The sequence below is a fragment of the Dinghuibacter sp. genome (genome assembly GCF_035492835.1).
Taxonomy (GTDB): Bacteria; Bacteroidota; Bacteroidia; order Chitinophagales; family Chitinophagaceae; genus Dinghuibacter.
The window spans coordinates 1-18,971 of sequence record NZ_DATJIY010000140.1 but is presented as its reverse complement, the minus strand read 5'-3'; the positions used below and the strand labels follow the sequence as shown (position 1 = coordinate 18,971).

The following is an 18,971-nucleotide window of genomic DNA, read 5'->3' as shown; positions in this document are numbered from 1 at the left end:
CGGCGCGCGTGCCAGGGCATTGTTGGCGAGGTAGTCGGTGGTCACCACCAGGGGTACGTCCCCGTAGAGGTTGGTGAGGTAGAAGTAACAAAGCGCCCGCATGAAGTACGCCTCACCCATCCATTGGTTCCGGTACTGGAGACCGGAGGATTGCGGGATGTACTGGATGGCCTGGTTGATCGCATACAACTGCTGGTAGAGGGTCGACCAGGTGGCGGTCACGCCGCCCGTGGTGCTGGATACCTGGTCGGTGTACAACGCCTGGTAGCTGGGGACGATGTAGTAGCTCGCAAGCTCGTCCCCGTATACACCGGTGAGATAGCCGACGGAGCCGTTCCCGTCGAAAACACCGTCGCTGAGCAGGCCGCCGTAGATGCCGTTTAACGAGGAGGCCGAGGCGGCGTCGGTGCCAAAGGCGGATTGCGCGGCAATGGAGTTGACGGGCAGGGGAACCTGCAGGTATTTTTTGCAACCGGCGAGGGCCAGCAGCGCCCCGCTGCCGCACCAGAAGATATATTTGGATAGTGTCGTCATACATCAGAATTATAAGGTGATCGTCAATCCGCCGGTCAGTACGCGCAGCGGCGGCATGTGGCCGGCGCTCATGTTCTCGGGGTCAAGGCTCCCGTACTTAGACACCGTAAGCAGGTTCTGCCCGGATACATAAACCTTGATCGTGGTGAGCCGCGCCTTTTGGGCTATCTGCCGCGGCAGCACGTAAGAGAGACTCAGGTTCTGCAACCGCGCGTAGGTCGCGTTGCTAAAGGCGCCGGTACTATTTACAAAATTGAGCTGGTCGAGAAAACCCTCGAAACCGGCAGAGGCCTTGGGCACGGTGGCTTTGTCGCCGGGTTTCATCCAGCGTTTGGCGGCCAGGTCTTCTGGGTAATTGGTATTGAACATACCCAGGGAGTAAGTCTGCCATCCCAGGTAGGTAGGGCCCACCTTGTCGGTGACCGATACCAGGAAGTCCATGCTGAAATTCTTGTAGGTAAAGGAATTCCAAATGCCGCCGAACCACTTTGGGGACATGTCCACGAACCCCGTTTTGTCGGTGGCCGGGTTGAGCTGCGTCGGGCTGAAAAAGGGCTCGTATTCGCCCTTGACGCCCGCGGCGTTGGTGTAGTTGTACACCCCCTTTTGGGGATCGATCCCGGCGAAATTGTACAGCTTGACCCCGGTGATGGGTTTACCGACGATATAGTTATAGTTGGTCGTCAGGTTCTCGATGCCCGGGTAGGCGAGCAATTTTGAGTGCGGCATCGTGAAATTGATCCGGGTGTTCCAGGTAAAATCCTTTGTCCGGAGATTGCGCGTGGTGAGCGTGGCCTCCAGGCCGTCGGTGCGGATGCGGGCCGGGGAATTGATAAAAAAACTCGTGAAGCCGGTGATGCTGGCCAGCGGCTGGGAGGTCAGCTGGTCACCCACGTGGTCGAGGTAGTATTCCAGTTCCAGGTTGACGGCCCCGTTGAACAGGTCGACGCTCAGACCCGCTTCGCCGTTGTGGTCCGTCTCCCAGTGGAGGTAGGGATTGGAAAGGTTGTTGGGCGTGGCGCCGCTGCCGCCGCCATACGACGGGGAATAGACCGAATAGGTGCTGATGTACGAATAGGGCGATACGCCGCTGGCGCCTTCCAGACCGTAGCTGCCCTCCAGCTTCAGGAAGTCGACCGTGCGTTTAAGCCCGCGGAACCAGGGCTCCTCGCTGATGATCCAGCCACCGCCGACGGAGCCGAAGTTACCGAACTGGTGGTCGGGCCCGAAGACCGAGCTCCCATCCCGGCGGCCGGCGAGGTTCAGGATGTATTTGTCCGCCCAGATGAGCTTCAGGTTGGCGAATCCGCCGATATACCGGCTGGGTGTCTGGTTGTAGACGCTGTTGGTATTGGCGCCAGAGGCGGGGTCCTTGAGCAGCTCGTCGTTTACGAATCCATAGCCGTAGATGCTCATCGTCTCGGTCTGCTGGTTACGGAGACTCCCGCCCACGATGGCCAGCAGGTTGAGTTTTTTAAAGAGCGTCCGGTTGTATTGGATGCGCGGGTCGGCGCTGAGCGTGGCGATGTTGTAGTGCCGCACCATGCTGGCGGTGGAGGACGCGAAGTTGCTTTGCGGGTTGAACACAGAGCTGGGCTGGCCGTTGAACTCCCGGGCAAACAGGTAGCTGTAGCCGCCCGATGCGATGATGCTCAAACCCTTGAGGGGCATGATCGTGAGGATGGCGTTCGCCAGCAAATTATTGGTATTGTTGGAATACGACGAATTCAGGATGCTCAGCGCGTTGGCGCCCGTCGACCAGTTCAATTGGCCGTTGGGCAAATAGTACGACGGGGCATCGGGGGCCTGTAGTACCCCGCTGGTTCCGGTAAAGTCGATCAGGACGCGGTCGTCGATGTTGTTGTTGAAACTGCCCGATACCGCCAGCGTGACCTTCCGGTCGTTGGTATTGGCGTTGAGACCGAGGTCCACCCCACCCGACCGCACATTGCCCTTGCTGATCTGGATGTTGCCGACTTCGTTGTAGTGGGCACCGATCATAAAATTCGCGTTCGCGCTGCCACCGCTGTACCGGGCGGTGACCTTGGTGGTGGGCGCGTGTCCCCCCAGGAAATATTTTTGCCAGTTGACGCTGCGCGTGGTGTCCCACGTGCCGTTTAGATCGAGGTCGGCGTTGCCGGGTTGCGTACCGTCGTTGGCAAAGGCATTGTGCCGGACGGCGAGGTATTGCTGCGTATTCATCAGCTTCGGGGAGGTCCCCAGCTCGGTGACTCCCTGGTATACGGTGGCGGTGAGCGTGGGTTTACCCGCCCTGGCCCTTTTGGTGGTGATCAGGATGACCCCGAAGGCGCCCCTGGATCCATAGATGGCCGTGGCGTCGGCTCCCTTCAGGACGTTGATCGATTCGATCGTTTCCGGGTCCAGGTAGTTCAGCGCGTTGCCGAATTCCTGCGGCTGGACGCCGCCATAGACGCCGTTGCTCATGGGCAGGGTCGTGTTGGCGGGGTATTCGACCCCATCCACGATGTACAACGGCTGCCCGCCGGACCCCGGTGTAATGGTCGTGCCGTTCCCGCCGGTACCCGTGAGGGTATTGACGCTGCGGATCTGTACGCGGAAGGCCCCGTTGGTGACGCCGGTTTGCTGGGTCACGAACATCCCCGCGACCCGGCCCTGGAGCGCCTCCAGCACATTGTCCACGGGGTTGCGCGCGATCTCGTCGGAGGTCACGGTGGTGATGTCCCCGGTGTTGTACCGTTTGGACGTCGTGGAATACGCGGTCATTTGGATTTCATCCAGGTCGTTGATCTGTTGCTGCATCGTAACGACCAGCTCCGTTCCCGGTTGCGGGAGCGGGCGCCGTTGCCGGGCGAAACCGACGCTCGTGAAAACGAACACCGGTTTCCTTTCCAGTGCGCTACCGGCCAGCGCACAGATAAAAGTTCCGTCGGCGCTGGTCGTCCACCCATACGCCGTTCCCTCGAGCGCAATGCTCACCCCCGCCAGCGGCCGTCCTTCCCTGTCGAATACCTTGCCCCGAATCAGCCGCGCTCCGGTGGGAGCCGCTGCCCCGGTCTGGGGCGCGGGCTCCGCTTTGGGCTTGATCACTACGGTCTTTTGTATAATCGAATAGGACAAGGGTTCGTGCGCCAGACACAGGTCGAGGGCCTCCTGGATGGTGGCGTGACGGATGTCCACGGTCACGGCCGGCAATGTCCGGATGAGCTCCACCTTATAGAAGAAGGTGTAACCGCTTTGCTTTTCGAGCTGGGTAAAGACGCTTTCCAGGCTCGCATTTTTTACGGAAAGGTTGATCACCTGGCTCCTGGCCGCGGCGGCGCATAGGAGTAACAGGAGCATCATGCTGACATGTCTCATACGTTGGGGTAGCTTTGATGGTGGTAAAACCGGCCGTGGGCCCTTATTTCAAGTAGATTTTCTTCCCTGCTATCGTAAACTCGATCCCGCCTATAGCCAATATCTGGAGCACTTGTGACGCATTGACGTTGCGCGGTATCTTGCCGCGGAAGTGGTCGTCGGGGAGCTTGCCCTCGTAGACCACGTCCACGTCATACCAGCGGCCGATCTCGCGCATCACCGTGCCGATGTCCGCATCGTCGAACTGGAACATGCCGTTCTTCCAGGCCATGACTTCGGCGGTGTCGATGTTGTTCATTATGTGTACTTTTCCGTCGGCGCCTACCGTGCTTTGCTCGCCTGGCTGTAGCGGGGTATTGTTCACCTTGACCTTGCCCTGGAGCAGTGTGGTTCTTATAGCCGATTCGTTCGTATAGGCGTTGACGTTGAAGTGCGTTCCCAGGACGTCGATAGTCTGGCCGAGACAGTGTACGGTGAACGGCTTGGCGTCCTTTGCCACTTCGAAGTAAGCTTCGCCGGTAAGGTCGACGGACCGGACGCCGCCGGTAAACGTCACCGGGTACTTGAGGGAGCTCGCGGCGTTGAGCCAGACTTTCGTTCCGTCGGACAGCGTGACGGCATAGGTGCCCCCATTGGGCGTCAGGATCGTATTGTAGGCAGTTTCGACCGTCGTGGGGGCGCCTTCATACACAAGCTCTCCCTTGCCGCTTTTTTGCACCGCTATCCCCCCCTGCGTCGCCAGCAGACCCTGGTGGGCGCTGTCGAGGGTGATGGCCTGGCCGCCGCCCAGGATGAGCGTGGCCTTGTTGCCGCCGGGGAGCGCGTCGTGTGCCATGGGGGGCGTCGCAGGAGGGGTACGGTGGATGTATCGGAGGTAAGCGACGGTGCTTAAGAGCAGAACGGTGGCTGCGGCGGCGAGCGCAAGGCGCAGGCGGCGAACGGCCGCGGGCGCCGCGTTTTTGCCGAAGGCCTCGCGTTGCAGGCGGTCCAGCATGCGTTCGCGGACGTCGTCGATCCCGGCGGGGTCGTCGGCGGGCCACTCCACCTCCGTCGCGCCGGCCGACCGGTACCAGTCATGCAGCGCAGCGGTCTCATCCGGGGTGGCGGAGCCATCCAGGTATTTTTGGAGTATGTTATGGAGTCGGTCCTGGTCCATGTCGCAAGTATTTCGGGGCGGCGAGCCCGTATCGATTCATTGGCGGCGGGTCGCGTTCTGATATATTGTACCCGTAACCGGCGTTTATCCCTTAGCCGGCTCAGAAAAAAATCGCTTGCAGGCTGTGGCGGAGCGTGCGGAGCGCTTTGGTGATGTGGGATTCGACGGTTTTGGGGGAGATCTGCATGCGTTCGGCGATCTCGACGAGCGACAGCTGCTCACCGCGGCTGTAGCGGTAGACGAGGCGGCACTTTTCGGGGAGGCTTTCGATGACACCGTCGAGGTAGTCCTTCAGGAAGCGGGCTTCGATCATTTCCTCGTCGCGTGAGTCGGCTTCGATCAGCGGCATACGCGCGCGGATTTCGGAGCGGCGCCGTTCCTTGAGCAGGGCCTTGAAAACGGAGAATTTCACGGCGGTGCCCAGATAGGCGCCGAGGGAATCGATGCGGACGTCCGTCCGCTGACGCCACAGACGAAGCAGGACGTCGTGGACGATTTCCTCGGCGGCCTCCTTGTTGCGGGTATAGGCGTACCCGACCCCAAGGAGCCGTTCCCAATAGCGGCGGTAGATTTCCGTAAAAGCGGTTTCCTGGCCCTCCCTGAGCAGGGCCAGCAGCGCTTGATCGGAAAGATTGTGTACAGCAGCCATTGTATCCTCGTGCTATCGTAAAAATACGTCGATTTCTCAAAATTGCCGGAAGTTGGACCCGCCGGCCATCATTATAAGTACCCCTGAAAGGTCGCGGACCCCGAGTCCGGGTCAAAATTATTGTGTAAATTTAGGATACCAAATCCACCCTTATGAAAGCGGTCCCTCTCGTTTACGGATTCGCGCTCTTCATATGTTCGTTCTTCCTTTGTCTGCCTTCGCGTGGCCAGACGAAATATTTTGTTACCCAAACGGGAACCGGCGCCGGGGTGGGGTCCTGGGCCAGCGCAGCCGGAGCGGCGCAACTGCAGGGCATCCTGGCCGGCGCCGCCAGCGGGGATACCATTTGGATCGCTATGGGTGTGTATCATCCGACCGCCTACCCGGCCGGTAGTACGGGGGGCGCTACCAACCGCGATTTTGCCTTTACGATCGCCAGCGGCGTGGCCGTTTATGGCGGGTTTGTGGGTACGGAGACCTTTCTTACCGACCGCACGGCGGGTCATACCACGTCATTTTCGGGAGACATCGGGACGGCAGGCTACCTGCCGGACGATTGCTACCACGTGCTCGTCGGCACGGGTCTGGCTGCCACGACGCTTCTGGATGACATAAAGATCGATTCGGGCTACGCCAACGGCACGGGCTCGATCTCCTTGGGGGGACAGGCGTTCGGCCGGACCCTGGGCGGGGGGATTTTTATGATCGCCGCGGAACCGACGCTGTCGAACTGCACCATCGCGAACAATCAGGCCAACGGCGAAGGCGGGGGTCTGTACCTGTCCAACTGCACCGCCCTTTTGATAAAGGGCTGCGCGTTTTCCGGCAACACGGCCTTGTCCAACGGGGGCGCGGTCTCCAAGGAAACCGCGTCGCCGGTGACCTTCGATTCCTGCACGTTTACGGGCAACTGGTCGTTTGTCGCGGCGGGGATCAGCGGCGGAGGCGGTATCTACTCCGCGGGTGGTTCGGGTGACTTGATAGAGGGGTGTCTGTTTTCTGCCGACAAAGCCTTCAACGCCTATGGCGGAGCGGTATTCTATAATGGGACCGGCGCTTTGACGATGACGCGGACGACCCTCACGGGGAACACCGCGTCTTCCTTTGGCGGCGGGCTGGCCAACGTGGGCGGGGCGGGCTTCGACATCACGCATTGTAATTTTAGCGCCAACACCTCCGCCTGGGGCGGCGGCGTGTATTCCAGCGGCACGGGCGGTACCTATGCCTGGGACACGCTCCAGGGCAACACCGCGACGTCGACCAACGGCGCGGGCGGGGGCGGATTCTACAACGACGCGGCCAACCCGGTGGTGTCGCACTGTCTTTTTCAAAACAATACCACCGGCGGTGGCAATGGCGCGGGGCAATACGACAACGGGGCGGCCGCGCCCATCGACAGCAATACGGTTTTCCAGTCCAACAGCGCCCAGGGCAACTCCGCTAACGGCGGCGGCTATTACCACGCCGGCGGCGCCGGTCTTTTCCTGAACTGCGTCTTTGTCGACAACAGCGCTTCCGGGGACGGCGGCGGCTATTACAACAACAGCGTGCAACCCGTGGAGAGCTGCACGTTTTACCACAACACCGCGGGGACGACCGGCGGGGGGGTATACGATGAAGGCGGGGAGCAGGCCAAATACTACAACAACATGCTGTGGGGCAACACCCCCAACAGCTTTGGCCTGGGCGGCGGCTCGACGGCCCAGTTCACGCTGCTCTATAATGACTTTCCCGAATCCGGCAGCTACGCGGGCTCGACGGTCGTGGGCAACCTGGCGCAGGCGCCGACCTTCTACGACGCCAGCAGCTATGCCGGCCCGGACGGTCAATGGGGAACGATCGACGATGGGCTCCACCTGGCGTCGCCCTCCGGTACGGGCGGGACCGATGCGGTGCCCCCGGCCGGCAGCTTCGGCTCGGTGGGTTGGCCCGCTGACGACATCGCCGATGCCGCGCGGCCCGATGCGGGCGCGAACCTCGCGGACATGGGCGCGTATGAGGGCACGGTGATCCCGCTGGCGCTGTCGCTGGTGCAATTCTATGCGGATGGTTTGGGCGTGTTACACTGGTCGGTGGCGGCCCCGGCGGCCAGCTTCGTGTTGACGCGGTCTTCCGATGGATGGGCGTTCTCGCCGGTGGCGTCGTTGGGTGGCAGCGTTATGTCGTATGCGGATACGTCTGTGGCCCCGGTGTTCTATTACAAGCTGGAGGTTATGCTGGCGGATGGGAGCACGCAGTGGAGCGGGGTCGTGACGGTGCGGCGGGGCCCGGGGCTTGCGCAGTTGCGACCGAACCCGGTCGTATCATCGGCGACGCTGTATGTGCCGGCGCCGGGGAATGCGAACATATTCGACGCATCGGGGCGGCTACTGCGCGTGCTGTCGTTGGCGACGGGAAATAACCCGTTGTCTTTCGCGGGTCTCGCGCCGGGGACGTATTTTCTCGAACTCGACGTCGTAAACGGACTGCGACAGGTGATACCCTTCGTCAAAGAATAGCGGGCACGCCCGTAGCCAGGCTTCGATCCTCATCCGGGTTCTATAATAGCAGCGGGAACATAGCTAGATTTAGGGAACCAAATCCATCCCTATGAAAGCAGTCCAACTCGTTTGCGGGCTTGCGTTCTTCTTATATCTGCCGTCCCTGGGCCAGACAAAACATTTCGTCAAACAAACCGCCGCCGGAACCGGCACCGGGCTAGGCTCCTGGGCGAACGCCGCGGGGGCGGCGCAATTGCAGGGTATCCTCGCGGCGGCCGCCAGCGGGGATACCGTGTGGATCGCCGCGGGGGTGTACTACCCTACCGCCTATCCAGCGGGGAGCACCGGCGGGGCGACGAACCGGGACTTTGCCTTTGCGCTGACCAACGGCGTTGCGGTGTACGGGGGTTTTGCCGGGACGGAAAGCTTTTTGTCGCAGCGCAACGTGGCCACGCACGTTACGTCGCTCTCCGGCGACATCGGGACCGCGGGGAACGTCACGGACAACTGCTACCACGTCATCGCCACCTACAATATGTCCAACACCGCCATCCTGGACGGCGTCAAGATCGACTCGGGGGAGGCGAACGGGACGGGGTCGATCACCATCGGCGGGCAGGCGTTCAGCCGGGCGACTGGGGCCGGGATCTGCGCGATGAAATCCCAGCCGATACTGGCGAACTGCACCTTTATCGCCAACCAGGCTGGCGGAGAGGGCGGCGCGCTCTACCTGGGCAATTGCAACGCGTTCCCCGTTACCAGCTGCGCGTTTACGTCGAACACGGCGCAGGGCAACGGGGGCGCGATCTCCAAGGAGACGTCTTCGCCGGTGACCTTTAGCGGGTGTACGTTCACGGGGAACTATTCCTTTGTCGCGGCGGGGACCACCGGCGGAGGCGCGATCTATTCCAACAGCGGCTCGGGGGATGTGATACATAACTGCGTTTTTACGGGCAACCACGCCGTCAATGCCTACGGAGGCGCGTTCTTCTTTAACGGCACGAGCACCCTCACGATGTCCTATACGACACTCACGCAGAATGTCGCTGCCACTTACGGAGGCGGTATGGCCAATACCGGGGGGACCTCTTTTACGATCACGCACTGCAATTTCAACAACAACAACGCGTCCATGGGCGGCGGGATCTACTCCAGCGGCGGCTCGTGTCTGTACGCCTACGACACGATCGCCAACAACACGTCGACGTCGACCACCGGGGCCGGCGGGGGCGGGTTTTATAACGACGCCACCAACCCGGTCATTTCCCACTGCCTGATACGCGCCAACGTCACCAACGGCGGCAACGGGGCCGGTCAATACGACAACGGGGGCGCCTCGCCGCAGGACAGCAATACGGTTTTCCAGGCGAACATCGCGGGCGGGAGCGCGTCCAACGGCGGCGGGTATTACCACACGGCGGGGACGGGTTTCTTTGTGAACTGCGTCTTTGTCGACAACCGCTGCGCGGTGGACGGGGGCGGGTATTACAACAACAGCACCCAGCCGGTGGAGAACTGCACCTTTTACAACAACACGGCGGGCAGCTCCGGGGGCGGGTTCTATGACGTCGGGGGCGAAGGCGTGAAGTTCTACAACAACATGCTCTGGAACAACAACCCCGACAATTTCTATACGAGCTCCACGGCGTCGCTCAAGCTCAAATACAACGACTTCCCCGAGGCCGCCCTCTATCCCGCCGGCGGGAGCGTCGTGGGGAATATCGCGCAGACGCCGACCTTTTATAACTCGGGGAACTATGCCGGCCCGGACGGTCAGTGGGGCACCATCGACGACGGGCTCCACCTGAACTCGGCCGCGGGCACCGGCGGGGCGGACGGCGTGCCCCCCAACGGCACCAACGGGTCTTATGGCTGGGTCACGGACGACATCGCGGAGGCCGTGCGGCCGGATGCGGGCGCCAACGCGGCGGACATCGGGGCGTATGAAGGGGCGGTGATCCCGCTGGCGCTGTCGTTGTTGCAATTTTATGAGGATGAGTCGAATGTGCTCCACTGGGCGGTGGCTTCTCCTGTGTCGGGGTTTGTGTTGACGCGGTCTTACGATGGGGTGGCGTTTGCGCCCCTCGTTTCCCTGGACAGCGACGTGATGTCTTACGCGGATACTGCTGCCGCGCCGTTGCTTTATTACAGGCTGGAGGTTCTTTTTGCCGATGGGAGCGCGGAATGGAGCGGTGTGGTAGTCGTCCGACGGTCTGCCTTATCCGTGGCCCTGCGGCCGAACCCGGTGGGGTCTTCGGCGGTGCTCTATGCTTCAGCGCCGGCGTCGCTTCAAGGGTCGCTCGTGGACGCGTCCGGGAGGGTGGTCAGGACGTTCCAGCTGACGGTGACAGCGGGGGATAACTTGTTGCAGCTTACGGGTCTCGCGCCGGGGGTATATTTCCTCGAGCTTACGGCTACAAACGGATGGAGGCGGGTCCTACCTCTGGTGAAAGGGTAGTGCCCGCCTCCGTTGGCCTCTCATGAGGTCCAGAGTCCTTACGGCTACACGGCCGTGCACGTTATCGGCAGGTTAAACAGGCTGCCAATGCGTTATTGCCAACCACCCCCAAGGGAGCGGTAGAGTTCTACTTCCTGCGACAGTTGCTGCCGCTTGATGCTTGCATAATCCAACTCCGACGACAGCAGGTTCCCTTGCGCCGTGATCACCTCCAGGTAGTTCGCGAGCCCGCTCTTGAAGAGCAGCTGCGCGTGACCGACGGCGTTGCGCAGCGTACCCAGCCGCGAGGAGGCGATGCGCTCCTGGTCCTGGAGATCGGTGTAGCTGGTCAGCGCGTTGGAGACCTCGCCAACGGCGCCCAGGACGGTCTGGCGGAAGACGATCACGTTTTGTTCGCGGGCGATCTTGGCTTCCTCGAACTGGGTCTTGCGCGCGCGGCCCTGGAGGATCGGTTCGACAAGGGTTCCGCCCAACAAACCGAACAGGGAATTGGGGACGGAAAACCAGTTGCTGGCCTTGAAGGCGTCCAGGCCGCCACCGGCGGTGATGGTCAGGATCGGGTACATATTCGCTTGGGCGGCGCCCACCTGGGCGTTGGCGGCGACAAGTCCCATTTCGGCGGCGCGCACGTCGGGACGGCGGCTGACCAATGCAGCCGGGACGCCGGCGCTGAGCGTGGCGGGCGCGGTGACCGTGCGGATGTCCGACTGGCGCGGGATCGCCGTACCGGGCTGCGATGCGGTCAGGATGTGCAGCGCGTTCTCCTGGAGCGTGATGCTCTGCTGGAGCTGGGGCACCAGGATGGCCGCGGCCTGGCGTTGCGCCTCGGCTTGTTCGACGGCCAGCTGGGTGACGTCGCCGGCGTCCTTCTGAAGCTTGGTCATGCTCAGGATGCTGTCGCCCAGGGCTACGCTGTGACGGGCGATGTCAAGCTGGGCGTCCAGCATCAGGAGGTTGTAATACCCTTGCGCGACGTCGGCAACCAGCGCGGTCTGGACAGCGCGGGCGGCCTCGGTTGTCTGGAGATAGGTGGCCAGCGCGGCTTCTTTTTGCCGGCGGATACGGCCCCAGATATCGGCTTCCCAGGAGATGTTCGCCGTTATGTTATAATCCTCGAGGTGGTCTTTGCCGAGGAACGCCTGATCGCTCAGACCGTTCAACGTGTTTTTGCCATAGACGCTCGTGTTGGCGCCGACCCCGATCGAGGCAGCCGGCAGGAAGGCAGCCTTCGCCCGCCGGACCTCCTGACCGGACGTGGCTATCCGGGTCAGGGCGGTCTGCAGGTCGTAGTTGTTCTTCACGGCACTATCGATCAGCTGCTTGAGCAGTGGGTCGGTGTAAAACTCAGCCCACGCGGTGGAAGCGATGCTGAGGGTATCCCCGGTAGCTACCCCCGCGTAGGAGGCCGGCAGGGGTAAGGAAGGCCGCTCGTAGTTACGTCCAACCCTGCAGGCGCCCAACGGGAGCAGAACCAGGAGTATAAGGCTATATCGGTTCATAGTTATTATTCGATTACGGGTGAATACTCAGCGGTAACGACCTTGCGGGTCGACACCTTTTCCTGGAGGTATTGGAACATCACGAACAACACCGGGATGATGAACACCCCGAGTATGACGCCGGTCAGCATCCCGCCTACCGCGCCGGTACCGATCGAACGGTTCCCCATGGCGGAAGCGCCCTGGGCCCGCAGCAGGGGCAGCAGCCCCACGATAAAGGCAAAGGAGGTCATCAGGATGGGCCGGAGCCGCAGCTGGGCGGCTTCCAGGGCCGAAGCGACGAGCTTCATCCCCGCCCGCCGGCGCTGAACCGCGTATTCCACGATCAGGATGGCGTTCTTGGCGAGCAACCCGATGAGCATGATGAGGCTCACCTGTACATAGATGTTGTTGTCGATGCCCATCATCTTGATAAAGGCGAAGGTTCCGAAGACGCCCACCGGTATCGACAGCACGACCGCCAGCGGCAGGATGTAGCTTTCGTATTGGGCGGACAGCAGGAAGTAGACGAAGATCAGGCTGAGGATGAAGATGAAGACCATCTGCGAGCCCGCCTTGACTTCTTCCCGCGTCATGCCGGTCCATTCGGTGGCATAGCCGCGGGGCAGCACCTGCTGGGCAGTTTCCTCGATGGCCTTGATGGCATCACCCGTACTATACCCTGGCTTGGGCACCCCGTTGATGGTAACGGCGTTGTAGAGGTTGTTGCGGGTCACGGTCTCGGGACCGTAGACGCGCTTCAGCGACACCAGCTGGTTTACCGGTACCATGTTCCCCTGGTCGTTCTTGACGTATATGCCTTCCATGGACGTGGGATCCGCCCTGTATTGTACGTCGGCCTGGGCCATCACGCGGTAGTACTTGCCAAAACGGTTGAAGTCGTCGACAAAGGAGCTACCGTAGTAGGTCTGTAGCGTCTGCAACAGGTCGCTGATGTTCACGTTGAGCTGTTTGGCCTTGGCGTCGTCCACCTGGATCTCGTACTGGGGGTTTCCCGAGGCGAAGGTGGTGAACGCGTAGGCGATCTCTTTGCGCTGCATCAGCGCGCCGATGAACTGGTACGCGGTCTGACCCAGCTTGTCGAGGGAACCGTTGTTCTGGTCCTGTAGCATGAACTCGAAACCGGCCACGTTCCCGAAACCCTGGATGGTAGGGAAGGTGAAGAAGAAGGCGTGCGCGTCCTTGACCTGCATCGCCACCTTCATGGTGAGCTCGCCGGACACCGCCTCCATATCCTTGACCGGGCCGCGTTCGTCGCGGGGTTTCATGCGGATAAAGCCCGCGCCATAGGGCGCCGCGTTGGCGTTGGTGATGAAGTTCAGGCCCTCGATGGTGTAGTGCTTGTCGGTGACCGGGTCGTTGTTGACGATGTTGGATATCTCGTCGAGCGCTTTGTGCGTCTGCGCCAGCGAGCTGCCCGGAGGCGTGGTCGCAGCATAGAGCACGAAACCCTGGTCCTCGGTGGGAATGAACCCCGACGGGGTGCGCTGCATCATCCAATAGGTGATCCCGGCGATGACGACGAGCAGGCCGATGGCGATCCAGCGCTGCTTGAAGAGGAATTTCAGGCTGCCGAGGTATTTATTGGTCATGGCCGTGAAGCCAGCGTTGAAGGCGGTGAAGAACCTTCCGGCGATCCCTTTCCTTTCCCCGTGCGTGTTCTTCAGGAACAGCGCGCAGAGCGCAGGGCTCAACGTCAAGGCGTTGACCGCGGAGATGAGGATGGCGATTGCCAGGGTAAAGGCGAACTGCCGGTAAAATACGCCCGCCGGACCCTGCATAAAGCCCACGGGGACGAATACCGCCGCCATCACCAGGGTGATCGATATGATGGCGCCCGATATCTCGTTCATCGAGGTAACCGTCGCTTCCCGCGCGGGGAGTCCCGTTCGTTCCATCTTCGAGTGGACGGCCTCCACCACTACGATGGCGTCGTCCACCACGATCCCGATGGCGAGCACCAGGGCGAAGAGGGTCAGCAGGTTGATGGTGAAGCCGAAGAGCTGGAGGAAGAAGAAGGTGCCCACGATGGCCACCGGCACGGCAATCGCGGGGATCAGCGTGGACCGGAAGTCCTGCAGGAAGAGGAAGACCACGAGGAATACCAGGACGAAGGCCTCGATCAGGGTGTGCTTGACCTGGTCGATCGACGCGTCCAGGAACTCCTTGGAGTTGAACATGATCGACGTATGGATCCCGCGGGGCAATTCACTGTCGAATTTCTTGACCAGTTTCTGGGCTTCCGTAAGGATGTCGTTGGCGTTCGAACCAGCTGTCTGGAATACCGCGAAACCGGTGGTCGGGTGACCGTTGAGCTTGCTGTTCGACGCATAGGAGTACGAACCGAATTCCACCCGGGCCACGTCCTTGAGGCGGATCACCGACCCGTCCGGGTTCGCGCGGATGACGATGTTCTCATAGTCCGCGTTGTTGTTGAGCTTGCCCTTGTATTTGAGGACGTACTCGAAGATCTGGGAAGAGCTTTGTCCAAAACGGCCAGGGGCCACCTCGAGGCTTTGTTCCTTGATGGCGTTGGTGACGTCCATGGGCGACAGGTTGTAGGACGCCAGGCGGTCGGGCTTCAGCCATATCCGCATGGAATAGTCCTTGGCGCCGAAGATCTGGGCGTCGCCCACGCCGGGGATACGCTGGACCTTGGGGATCAGGTTGATCTTGACATAGTTCTGAAGGAACGTTTCGTCATAGGCGCTGTCCGTGGAAGAAACGGCCACGAACATGATGATGCTGTTCTGCTGCTTCTGCGTGGAGATACCCGTCTGGGTGACCTCCGTGGGAAGCTGGCTCGTGGCCTTGGAGACGCGGTTCTGTACATTCACCGAGGCGATGTCCGGGTTGGTCCCCTGCTTGAAGTAGACCGACAGCGTCATCGAGCCGTCGTTGGAGGAGTTGGAGGTCATGTAGGTCATGTTCTCCACCCCGTTGATGGCTTCTTCCAAAGGCGTCGCCACCGAGCGCGCCACGACTTCCGCGTTCGCCCCGGGGTAGGTCGCCGAAACGACCACGCAGGGCGGCGCGATATCCGGGAACAGCGTGATCGGCAGGGAAAACACCGACAATATCCCCAGTAAGAGCAATATGATAGACACGACCGTTGATAACACCGGTCTTTCAATAAATCGTCTGAGCATGTTTATTCAGTTTACTGCAGTGGACTTGCTTTTATTAGACTATCCAGCTTGATGGGCTGGGGTACGATCACCGCGCCGTCCTTCAGACGGTCCAGGCCGGTGTATACGAGCTTGTCGCCGTCCTTGATGCCACCGGATACCAGGTAGTAGTTGCCGCTGCGGCCGCTCACGGTCAGGGGGCGCATGGCCACCTTGTTGGAGTCGCCGACCGCGAAGACCATCACCTTGTCCTGCATTTCGAAGGTCGATTCCTGCGGGACGATCAAGCTGCTGGCTTGAGCCCCGGGCATCTTGATCTTTCCCGTGTTACCGGAACGCAGCAGTCCATTGGGGTTGGGGAACTTTACGCGGAAGGGGATCGAGCCGAGGGTGCGGTCGAACTGGCCTTCTACGGTTTCAACCGTACCTTTCTGGCCATAGGTGGTCCCGTCGGCCAGGATAAGCTCCACCGGGGGGATCTGCTTGATCTTTTCCTCCACCGTGGCGCCCTTGTAGCGGCTCTTGAAGTCGAGGAACTGCTTTTCGCTCATCGAGAAATACGCGTACACGTCGGCCACTTCGGAAAGGACCGTCAGGGCCTGCGCGTCGTTCCTGCCGACAAGGCTGCCAGTCTTGTACGGGATCCTGCCGAGATAGCCGTCGATGGGCGCGTACACCGTGGTGTAGCCGACGTTGATCTCCGCGTTGCGGACCATCGCTTCAGCTTGCGCCACGTTGGCCTTGGCGGCGTCGTTGGCGGCCTGCGCGGTCTTCAGCTGTACGTCGCTCACGACGCCGTTCTGTACGAGCGGAGCCAGCTTGCTGACGTTGATCTCCGCGGTTTCCTCCGCGGCTTTTGCCGACAGCAGGTTGGCCTTGGCGTTGTCCAGCTGGGAGGAGTAGACCCTTTGGTCTATCTGGAAAAGGGGTTGTCCCTTGTGTACGAAGGCGCCTTCGTCCTGGTAGATCTTATCGAGGTAGCCGTCCACTTGCGGGCGTATCTCCACGTTGCGGATCCCTTCCAGGGAAGCCGTGTACTCATCTGCGGTGGCCGCGTCCGCGGAGTGCACTTCGAACACCGGCAGCGCCTGAGGAGGCATGGCCGGCATGCCGTTGCTGGCCACCGAATCTGTACAACCCGACAGGAAGACTGCTGCTATGAAAAGCCCTCCTATGATGGTCATCCAGTTCTTCATTCGCTTAATTACGAGCATGGTTTTGATGTTTTAACGTTGTTATATTATTTACCGCTGTTAAATTATCTAGAAAAAAAAGGGGGGATCGTTTTTGTTAACAGCCGCCCCTGATGTCGGTGATGATGGCCCGGAGCGCATCCTTTAGGATGGAGCGGTTCACTTCGAGGCTAAGGGTTCCTTTACGAATTATATTCAGAGAGATTAACCCGTGCACTACCGCCCAAAAAGTATAAAACCGGCGGCAGGGGTCTTCATGGGGATTTTTGCTTTGGGCGATCAGCGCGGCGAGCGATTCATCCAGCAGCTCGACCGTGTGCTCGGCGTCCCGGATCTCGGCTTCCAGCTGGCAACAGTCCACGTCCACTCCATACATCAGCTGGTAATACGCCTGGTGTTCGAAGGCGAAGTCCCAGTAGGCCATCCACATCGCTTCCAGTTGCTCCGCGGGGTCGTCGTGCCGTCCCCTCGCCTCTTTGACCTTACAGCTCAGGATACGGAATCCCTGGGTGGTCAGCTCTTTCAAAATGGCTTCCTTGTTCTCGAAGTAGCCATATATAATCGGCGCCGTATATTCAATTGCGTCGGCGATCTTCCGCATCGACAAAGCGTGCCAGCCTTCTTCCTTCACTATCTGCCAGGAGGCCTCCAGAATCCTACACCGCACTTCCTCCTTCAACCGTTGTTTGCGCTCCAGGGTGCCCATCGTTTACGCGTATTAAATTTTTTAACGCCGTTAAAATTTCATGGGCCAAAATTAGGAACAATTTCGTTTTAACAAAATCTTTTTTCGAAAGAATTTATTCCAGGGCTTTCTTTGATTTGAAAATCAACTTTTTATATAATTCCTCCCAGCCATGTTGGGTAAAGTCGATGGACTGCTGGAGGGCGCGCGGGCTATTGGGGTCCTGGTTGACGGTGACGACGAGGCCCTTTGGGGGGTCTGTGACCAGGAATTGGCCACCCCAGCCGAGGCCGTAGGTCAGGGAGTCGTTTTCGTACGTGTAATGATAGTAGCAAAGGGCGTAGCGGGAGCCCTGGAAGCCCCAGGGCGTGGGATAGGTTTGCGTGGGGTGGACGATCTGGTCGATCCAGGCTTTGGGGACGACCTGGCGATGCTCGAATTCGCCTTGGGTCAGGAGGAGGGTACCGATCCGGTTCATGTCGTCGGTCGTTAGGTGCAGGCTGAGCAGACCGCACCCATCGTAGTAACCGTCTTTCATCTTATCCCATTGGACATTTTTGATGTGTAACGGCCCGAATAGGTACGCCTGGGCGAAAGCCAGCGTGCTCTGGCGGGTTGCCTTGGTAAGGATGGCGCTCAGCAGGTGCGTGGCGGCGTTGTTGTAGTGAAAAACGGCGCCCGGATCGCTGAGCATCGGTTGGTCGAGGACGTATTTTGTCTGATCGTCCAGCTTCAGGTAGTCAGGTATACCGTTCGGGGTCTCCAGGTTTTCGTGCCAGAGTCCGGAGGCCTGGTTCATGATGTCGCGTATTTTTATACGGCGCTTCCGGGGGTCGCTGTCGTTGTTCAGCTCCGGGAAGTAGGTGGTTATGGGTTCGTCGATCGAAGGGATGTATTTCTTGCCGATGGCGATGCCGATGAGCAGGGAGACGACGCTCTTGGTGAGCGATTGGTTGTTGCACAGCGCGGTGTCCGGGTGGCCATTGAAGGAATGGGCATATATTACGCGGCCGTTCCGGGTGGCGACGATGCGGTAGAGACCGGTGGTGTCGGTGCGCTGTGTTCTGATCGTGTCGATGGGCTGTGTTCTGGCGGCGCCTATGACTGCGGCGAGCATCAGTAGTTGAAACATTTTATATCTTTTTTATGGATACATCTGCCCTTCGTACTTTTTACAAACGCGACCTCGACAGGTTATACGCCGAGATCGAATCCTATCGCTCCGAGGAGGCGCTCTGGCGCGTCTCCGGCAATATCGCGAATTCCGCCGGGAATCTGTGCATGCACCTGGTCGGGAACCTCAACACGTATATCGGCGCGCGGCTCGGCGGCAGCGGCTATGTCCGCGACCGGCCCTTCGAATTCGCCGGTAAAGGGATACCGCGTGCGACGCTGCTGGCGCAGGTGCGCGAGGTCGCCGCCGTCGTGGACGCCACGCTGGCGGGGCTGGGCGACCTGGACGCGGAATATCCCGGGGAGGTGAGCGACGGGCGCGTGAGCGTTGGGTATTTCCTCACGCATTTAGCGATACACCTCGGTTACCACCTCGGTCAGATCAATTATCACCGTCGGTTGCTGGACGTCTGAGCGGGCGGGGGCGCTTACCGGGTCGCCTAGTGGCCGGGCCACTTCGCGAGGTAGTCTTTGGCGAGCTCTCGGCAGGCCTCGAAGTCGCCGCGGGTCATCGAGACGCAGTGCTTGTTCAATTCCTTACGCAGGCTTTGCATGTCGGCGGCCATCTGGGGGTTCGATCCGAATTCGGCGTCGATGTTCTTGCGGGTGAATTCCTTGAGCTGGCCGTCGAGGCTGCGGGCGTACATAAAGATGCCGTCGATGGTGTTGGAGCCGTT

General features: G+C 60.4%; 13 protein-coding genes. 3 read left to right on the top strand and 10 right to left on the bottom strand.

Going from position 1 to position 18,971, the window contains the following annotated elements:
- The 4 genes from VL547_RS13135 to VL547_RS13120 all read right to left on the bottom strand — a co-directional run.
- On the bottom strand, window positions 1–534 hold a 534-nt coding region (locus VL547_RS13135), incomplete at its 3' end, for a RagB/SusD family nutrient uptake outer membrane protein (RefSeq protein ID WP_325578454.1).
- A gap of 9 nt (window positions 535–543) precedes the next feature.
- Complete coding sequence (locus tag VL547_RS13130; protein WP_325578451.1) at window positions 544–3,873, bottom strand: SusC/RagA family TonB-linked outer membrane protein; 3,330 nt, start codon at window positions 3,871–3,873, stop codon at window positions 544–546.
- Between the two features lie 43 nt (window positions 3,874–3,916).
- The gene (locus tag VL547_RS13125; protein ID WP_325578449.1) at window positions 3,917–5,029 is read right to left on the bottom strand and encodes a FecR family protein; all 1,113 of its coding nucleotides are present in this window, start codon (window positions 5,027–5,029) and stop codon (window positions 3,917–3,919) included.
- A 100-nt stretch (window positions 5,030–5,129) separates the two neighbouring features.
- A complete protein-coding gene (locus VL547_RS13120; protein WP_325578447.1) occupies window positions 5,130–5,678 on the bottom strand; it encodes an RNA polymerase sigma-70 factor in 549 nt (182 codons plus the stop codon).
- Window positions 5,679–5,830: 152 nt separating this feature from the next.
- Between VL547_RS13120 and VL547_RS13115 the strand changes: the two genes are divergently transcribed.
- Both VL547_RS13115 and VL547_RS13110 read left to right on the top strand, forming a co-directional pair.
- A complete protein-coding gene (locus VL547_RS13115; RefSeq protein WP_325578445.1) occupies window positions 5,831–8,176 on the top strand; it encodes a T9SS type A sorting domain-containing protein in 2,346 nt (781 codons plus the stop codon).
- Between the two features lie 91 nt (window positions 8,177–8,267).
- Window positions 8,268–10,616, top strand: a complete 2,349-nt coding sequence (locus VL547_RS13110; RefSeq protein ID WP_325578443.1) for a T9SS type A sorting domain-containing protein — start codon at window positions 8,268–8,270, stop codon at window positions 10,614–10,616.
- Window positions 10,617–10,708: 92 nt separating this feature from the next.
- Here VL547_RS13110 and VL547_RS13105 read toward each other — a convergent pair whose 3' ends face one another.
- The 5 genes from VL547_RS13105 to VL547_RS13085 all read right to left on the bottom strand — a co-directional run bounded on the left by VL547_RS13105 (window position 10,709) and on the right by VL547_RS13085 (window position 18,253).
- Window positions 10,709–12,115 carry an efflux transporter outer membrane subunit gene (locus VL547_RS13105; protein ID WP_325578441.1) on the bottom strand — a complete coding sequence of 469 codons (1,407 nt, stop codon included), beginning with the start codon at window positions 12,113–12,115 and terminating at the stop codon, window positions 10,709–10,711.
- Window positions 12,116–12,120: 5 nt separating this feature from the next.
- Window positions 12,121–15,264 carry an efflux RND transporter permease subunit gene (locus tag VL547_RS13100; protein WP_325578439.1) on the bottom strand — a complete coding sequence of 1,048 codons (3,144 nt, stop codon included), beginning with the start codon at window positions 15,262–15,264 and terminating at the stop codon, window positions 12,121–12,123.
- 11 nt (window positions 15,265–15,275) lie between these two features.
- Window positions 15,276–16,457, bottom strand: a complete 1,182-nt coding sequence (locus VL547_RS13095) for an efflux RND transporter periplasmic adaptor subunit (protein WP_325578437.1) — start codon at window positions 16,455–16,457, stop codon at window positions 15,276–15,278.
- Window positions 16,458–16,533: 76 nt separating this feature from the next.
- Window positions 16,534–17,142 (bottom strand): TetR/AcrR family transcriptional regulator, encoded by a 609-nt coding sequence (locus VL547_RS13090; RefSeq protein WP_325578435.1) that lies wholly within the window; start codon window positions 17,140–17,142, stop codon window positions 16,534–16,536.
- 94 nt (window positions 17,143–17,236) lie between these two features.
- Window positions 17,237–18,253, bottom strand: coding sequence for a serine hydrolase (locus tag VL547_RS13085; protein ID WP_325578433.1), 1,017 nt, complete (start codon window positions 18,251–18,253; stop codon window positions 17,237–17,239).
- Window positions 18,254–18,267: 14 nt separating this feature from the next.
- Between VL547_RS13085 and VL547_RS13080 the strand changes: the two genes are divergently transcribed.
- Window positions 18,268–18,708 (top strand): DinB family protein, encoded by a 441-nt coding sequence (locus VL547_RS13080; protein ID WP_325578431.1) that lies wholly within the window; start codon window positions 18,268–18,270, stop codon window positions 18,706–18,708.
- 26 nt (window positions 18,709–18,734) lie between these two features.
- On the opposite strand, the gene VL547_RS13075 is transcribed toward VL547_RS13080, so the two are convergent.
- A partial coding sequence (locus VL547_RS13075; protein WP_325578429.1) for a hypothetical protein occupies window positions 18,735–18,971 on the bottom strand: 237 nt, incomplete at its 5' end.

Bases quoted from the DNA above. Each gene is read 5' to 3' on its own strand.
- VL547_RS13130 (WP_325578451.1), bottom strand. From the start codon at position 3,873: ATGAGACATGTCAGCATGATGCTCCTGTTACTCCTATGCGCCGCCGCG.
- VL547_RS13125 (WP_325578449.1), bottom strand. From the start codon at position 5,029: ATGGACCAGGACCGACTCCATAACATACTCCAAAAATACCTGGATGGC.
- VL547_RS13120 (WP_325578447.1), bottom strand. From the start codon at position 5,678: ATGGCTGCTGTACACAATCTTTCCGATCAAGCGCTGCTGGCCCTGCTC.
- VL547_RS13115 (WP_325578445.1), top strand. From the start codon at position 5,831: ATGAAAGCGGTCCCTCTCGTTTACGGATTCGCGCTCTTCATATGTTCG.
- VL547_RS13110 (WP_325578443.1), top strand. From the start codon at position 8,268: ATGAAAGCAGTCCAACTCGTTTGCGGGCTTGCGTTCTTCTTATATCTG.
- VL547_RS13105 (WP_325578441.1), bottom strand. From the start codon at position 12,115: ATGAACCGATATAGCCTTATACTCCTGGTTCTGCTCCCGTTGGGCGCC.
- VL547_RS13100 (WP_325578439.1), bottom strand. From the start codon at position 15,264: ATGCTCAGACGATTTATTGAAAGACCGGTGTTATCAACGGTCGTGTCT.
- VL547_RS13095 (WP_325578437.1), bottom strand. From the start codon at position 16,457: ATGCTCGTAATTAAGCGAATGAAGAACTGGATGACCATCATAGGAGGG.
- VL547_RS13090 (WP_325578435.1), bottom strand. From the start codon at position 17,142: ATGGGCACCCTGGAGCGCAAACAACGGTTGAAGGAGGAAGTGCGGTGT.
- VL547_RS13085 (WP_325578433.1), bottom strand. From the start codon at position 18,253: ATGTTTCAACTACTGATGCTCGCCGCAGTCATAGGCGCCGCCAGAACA.
- VL547_RS13080 (WP_325578431.1), top strand. From the start codon at position 18,268: ATGGATACATCTGCCCTTCGTACTTTTTACAAACGCGACCTCGACAGG.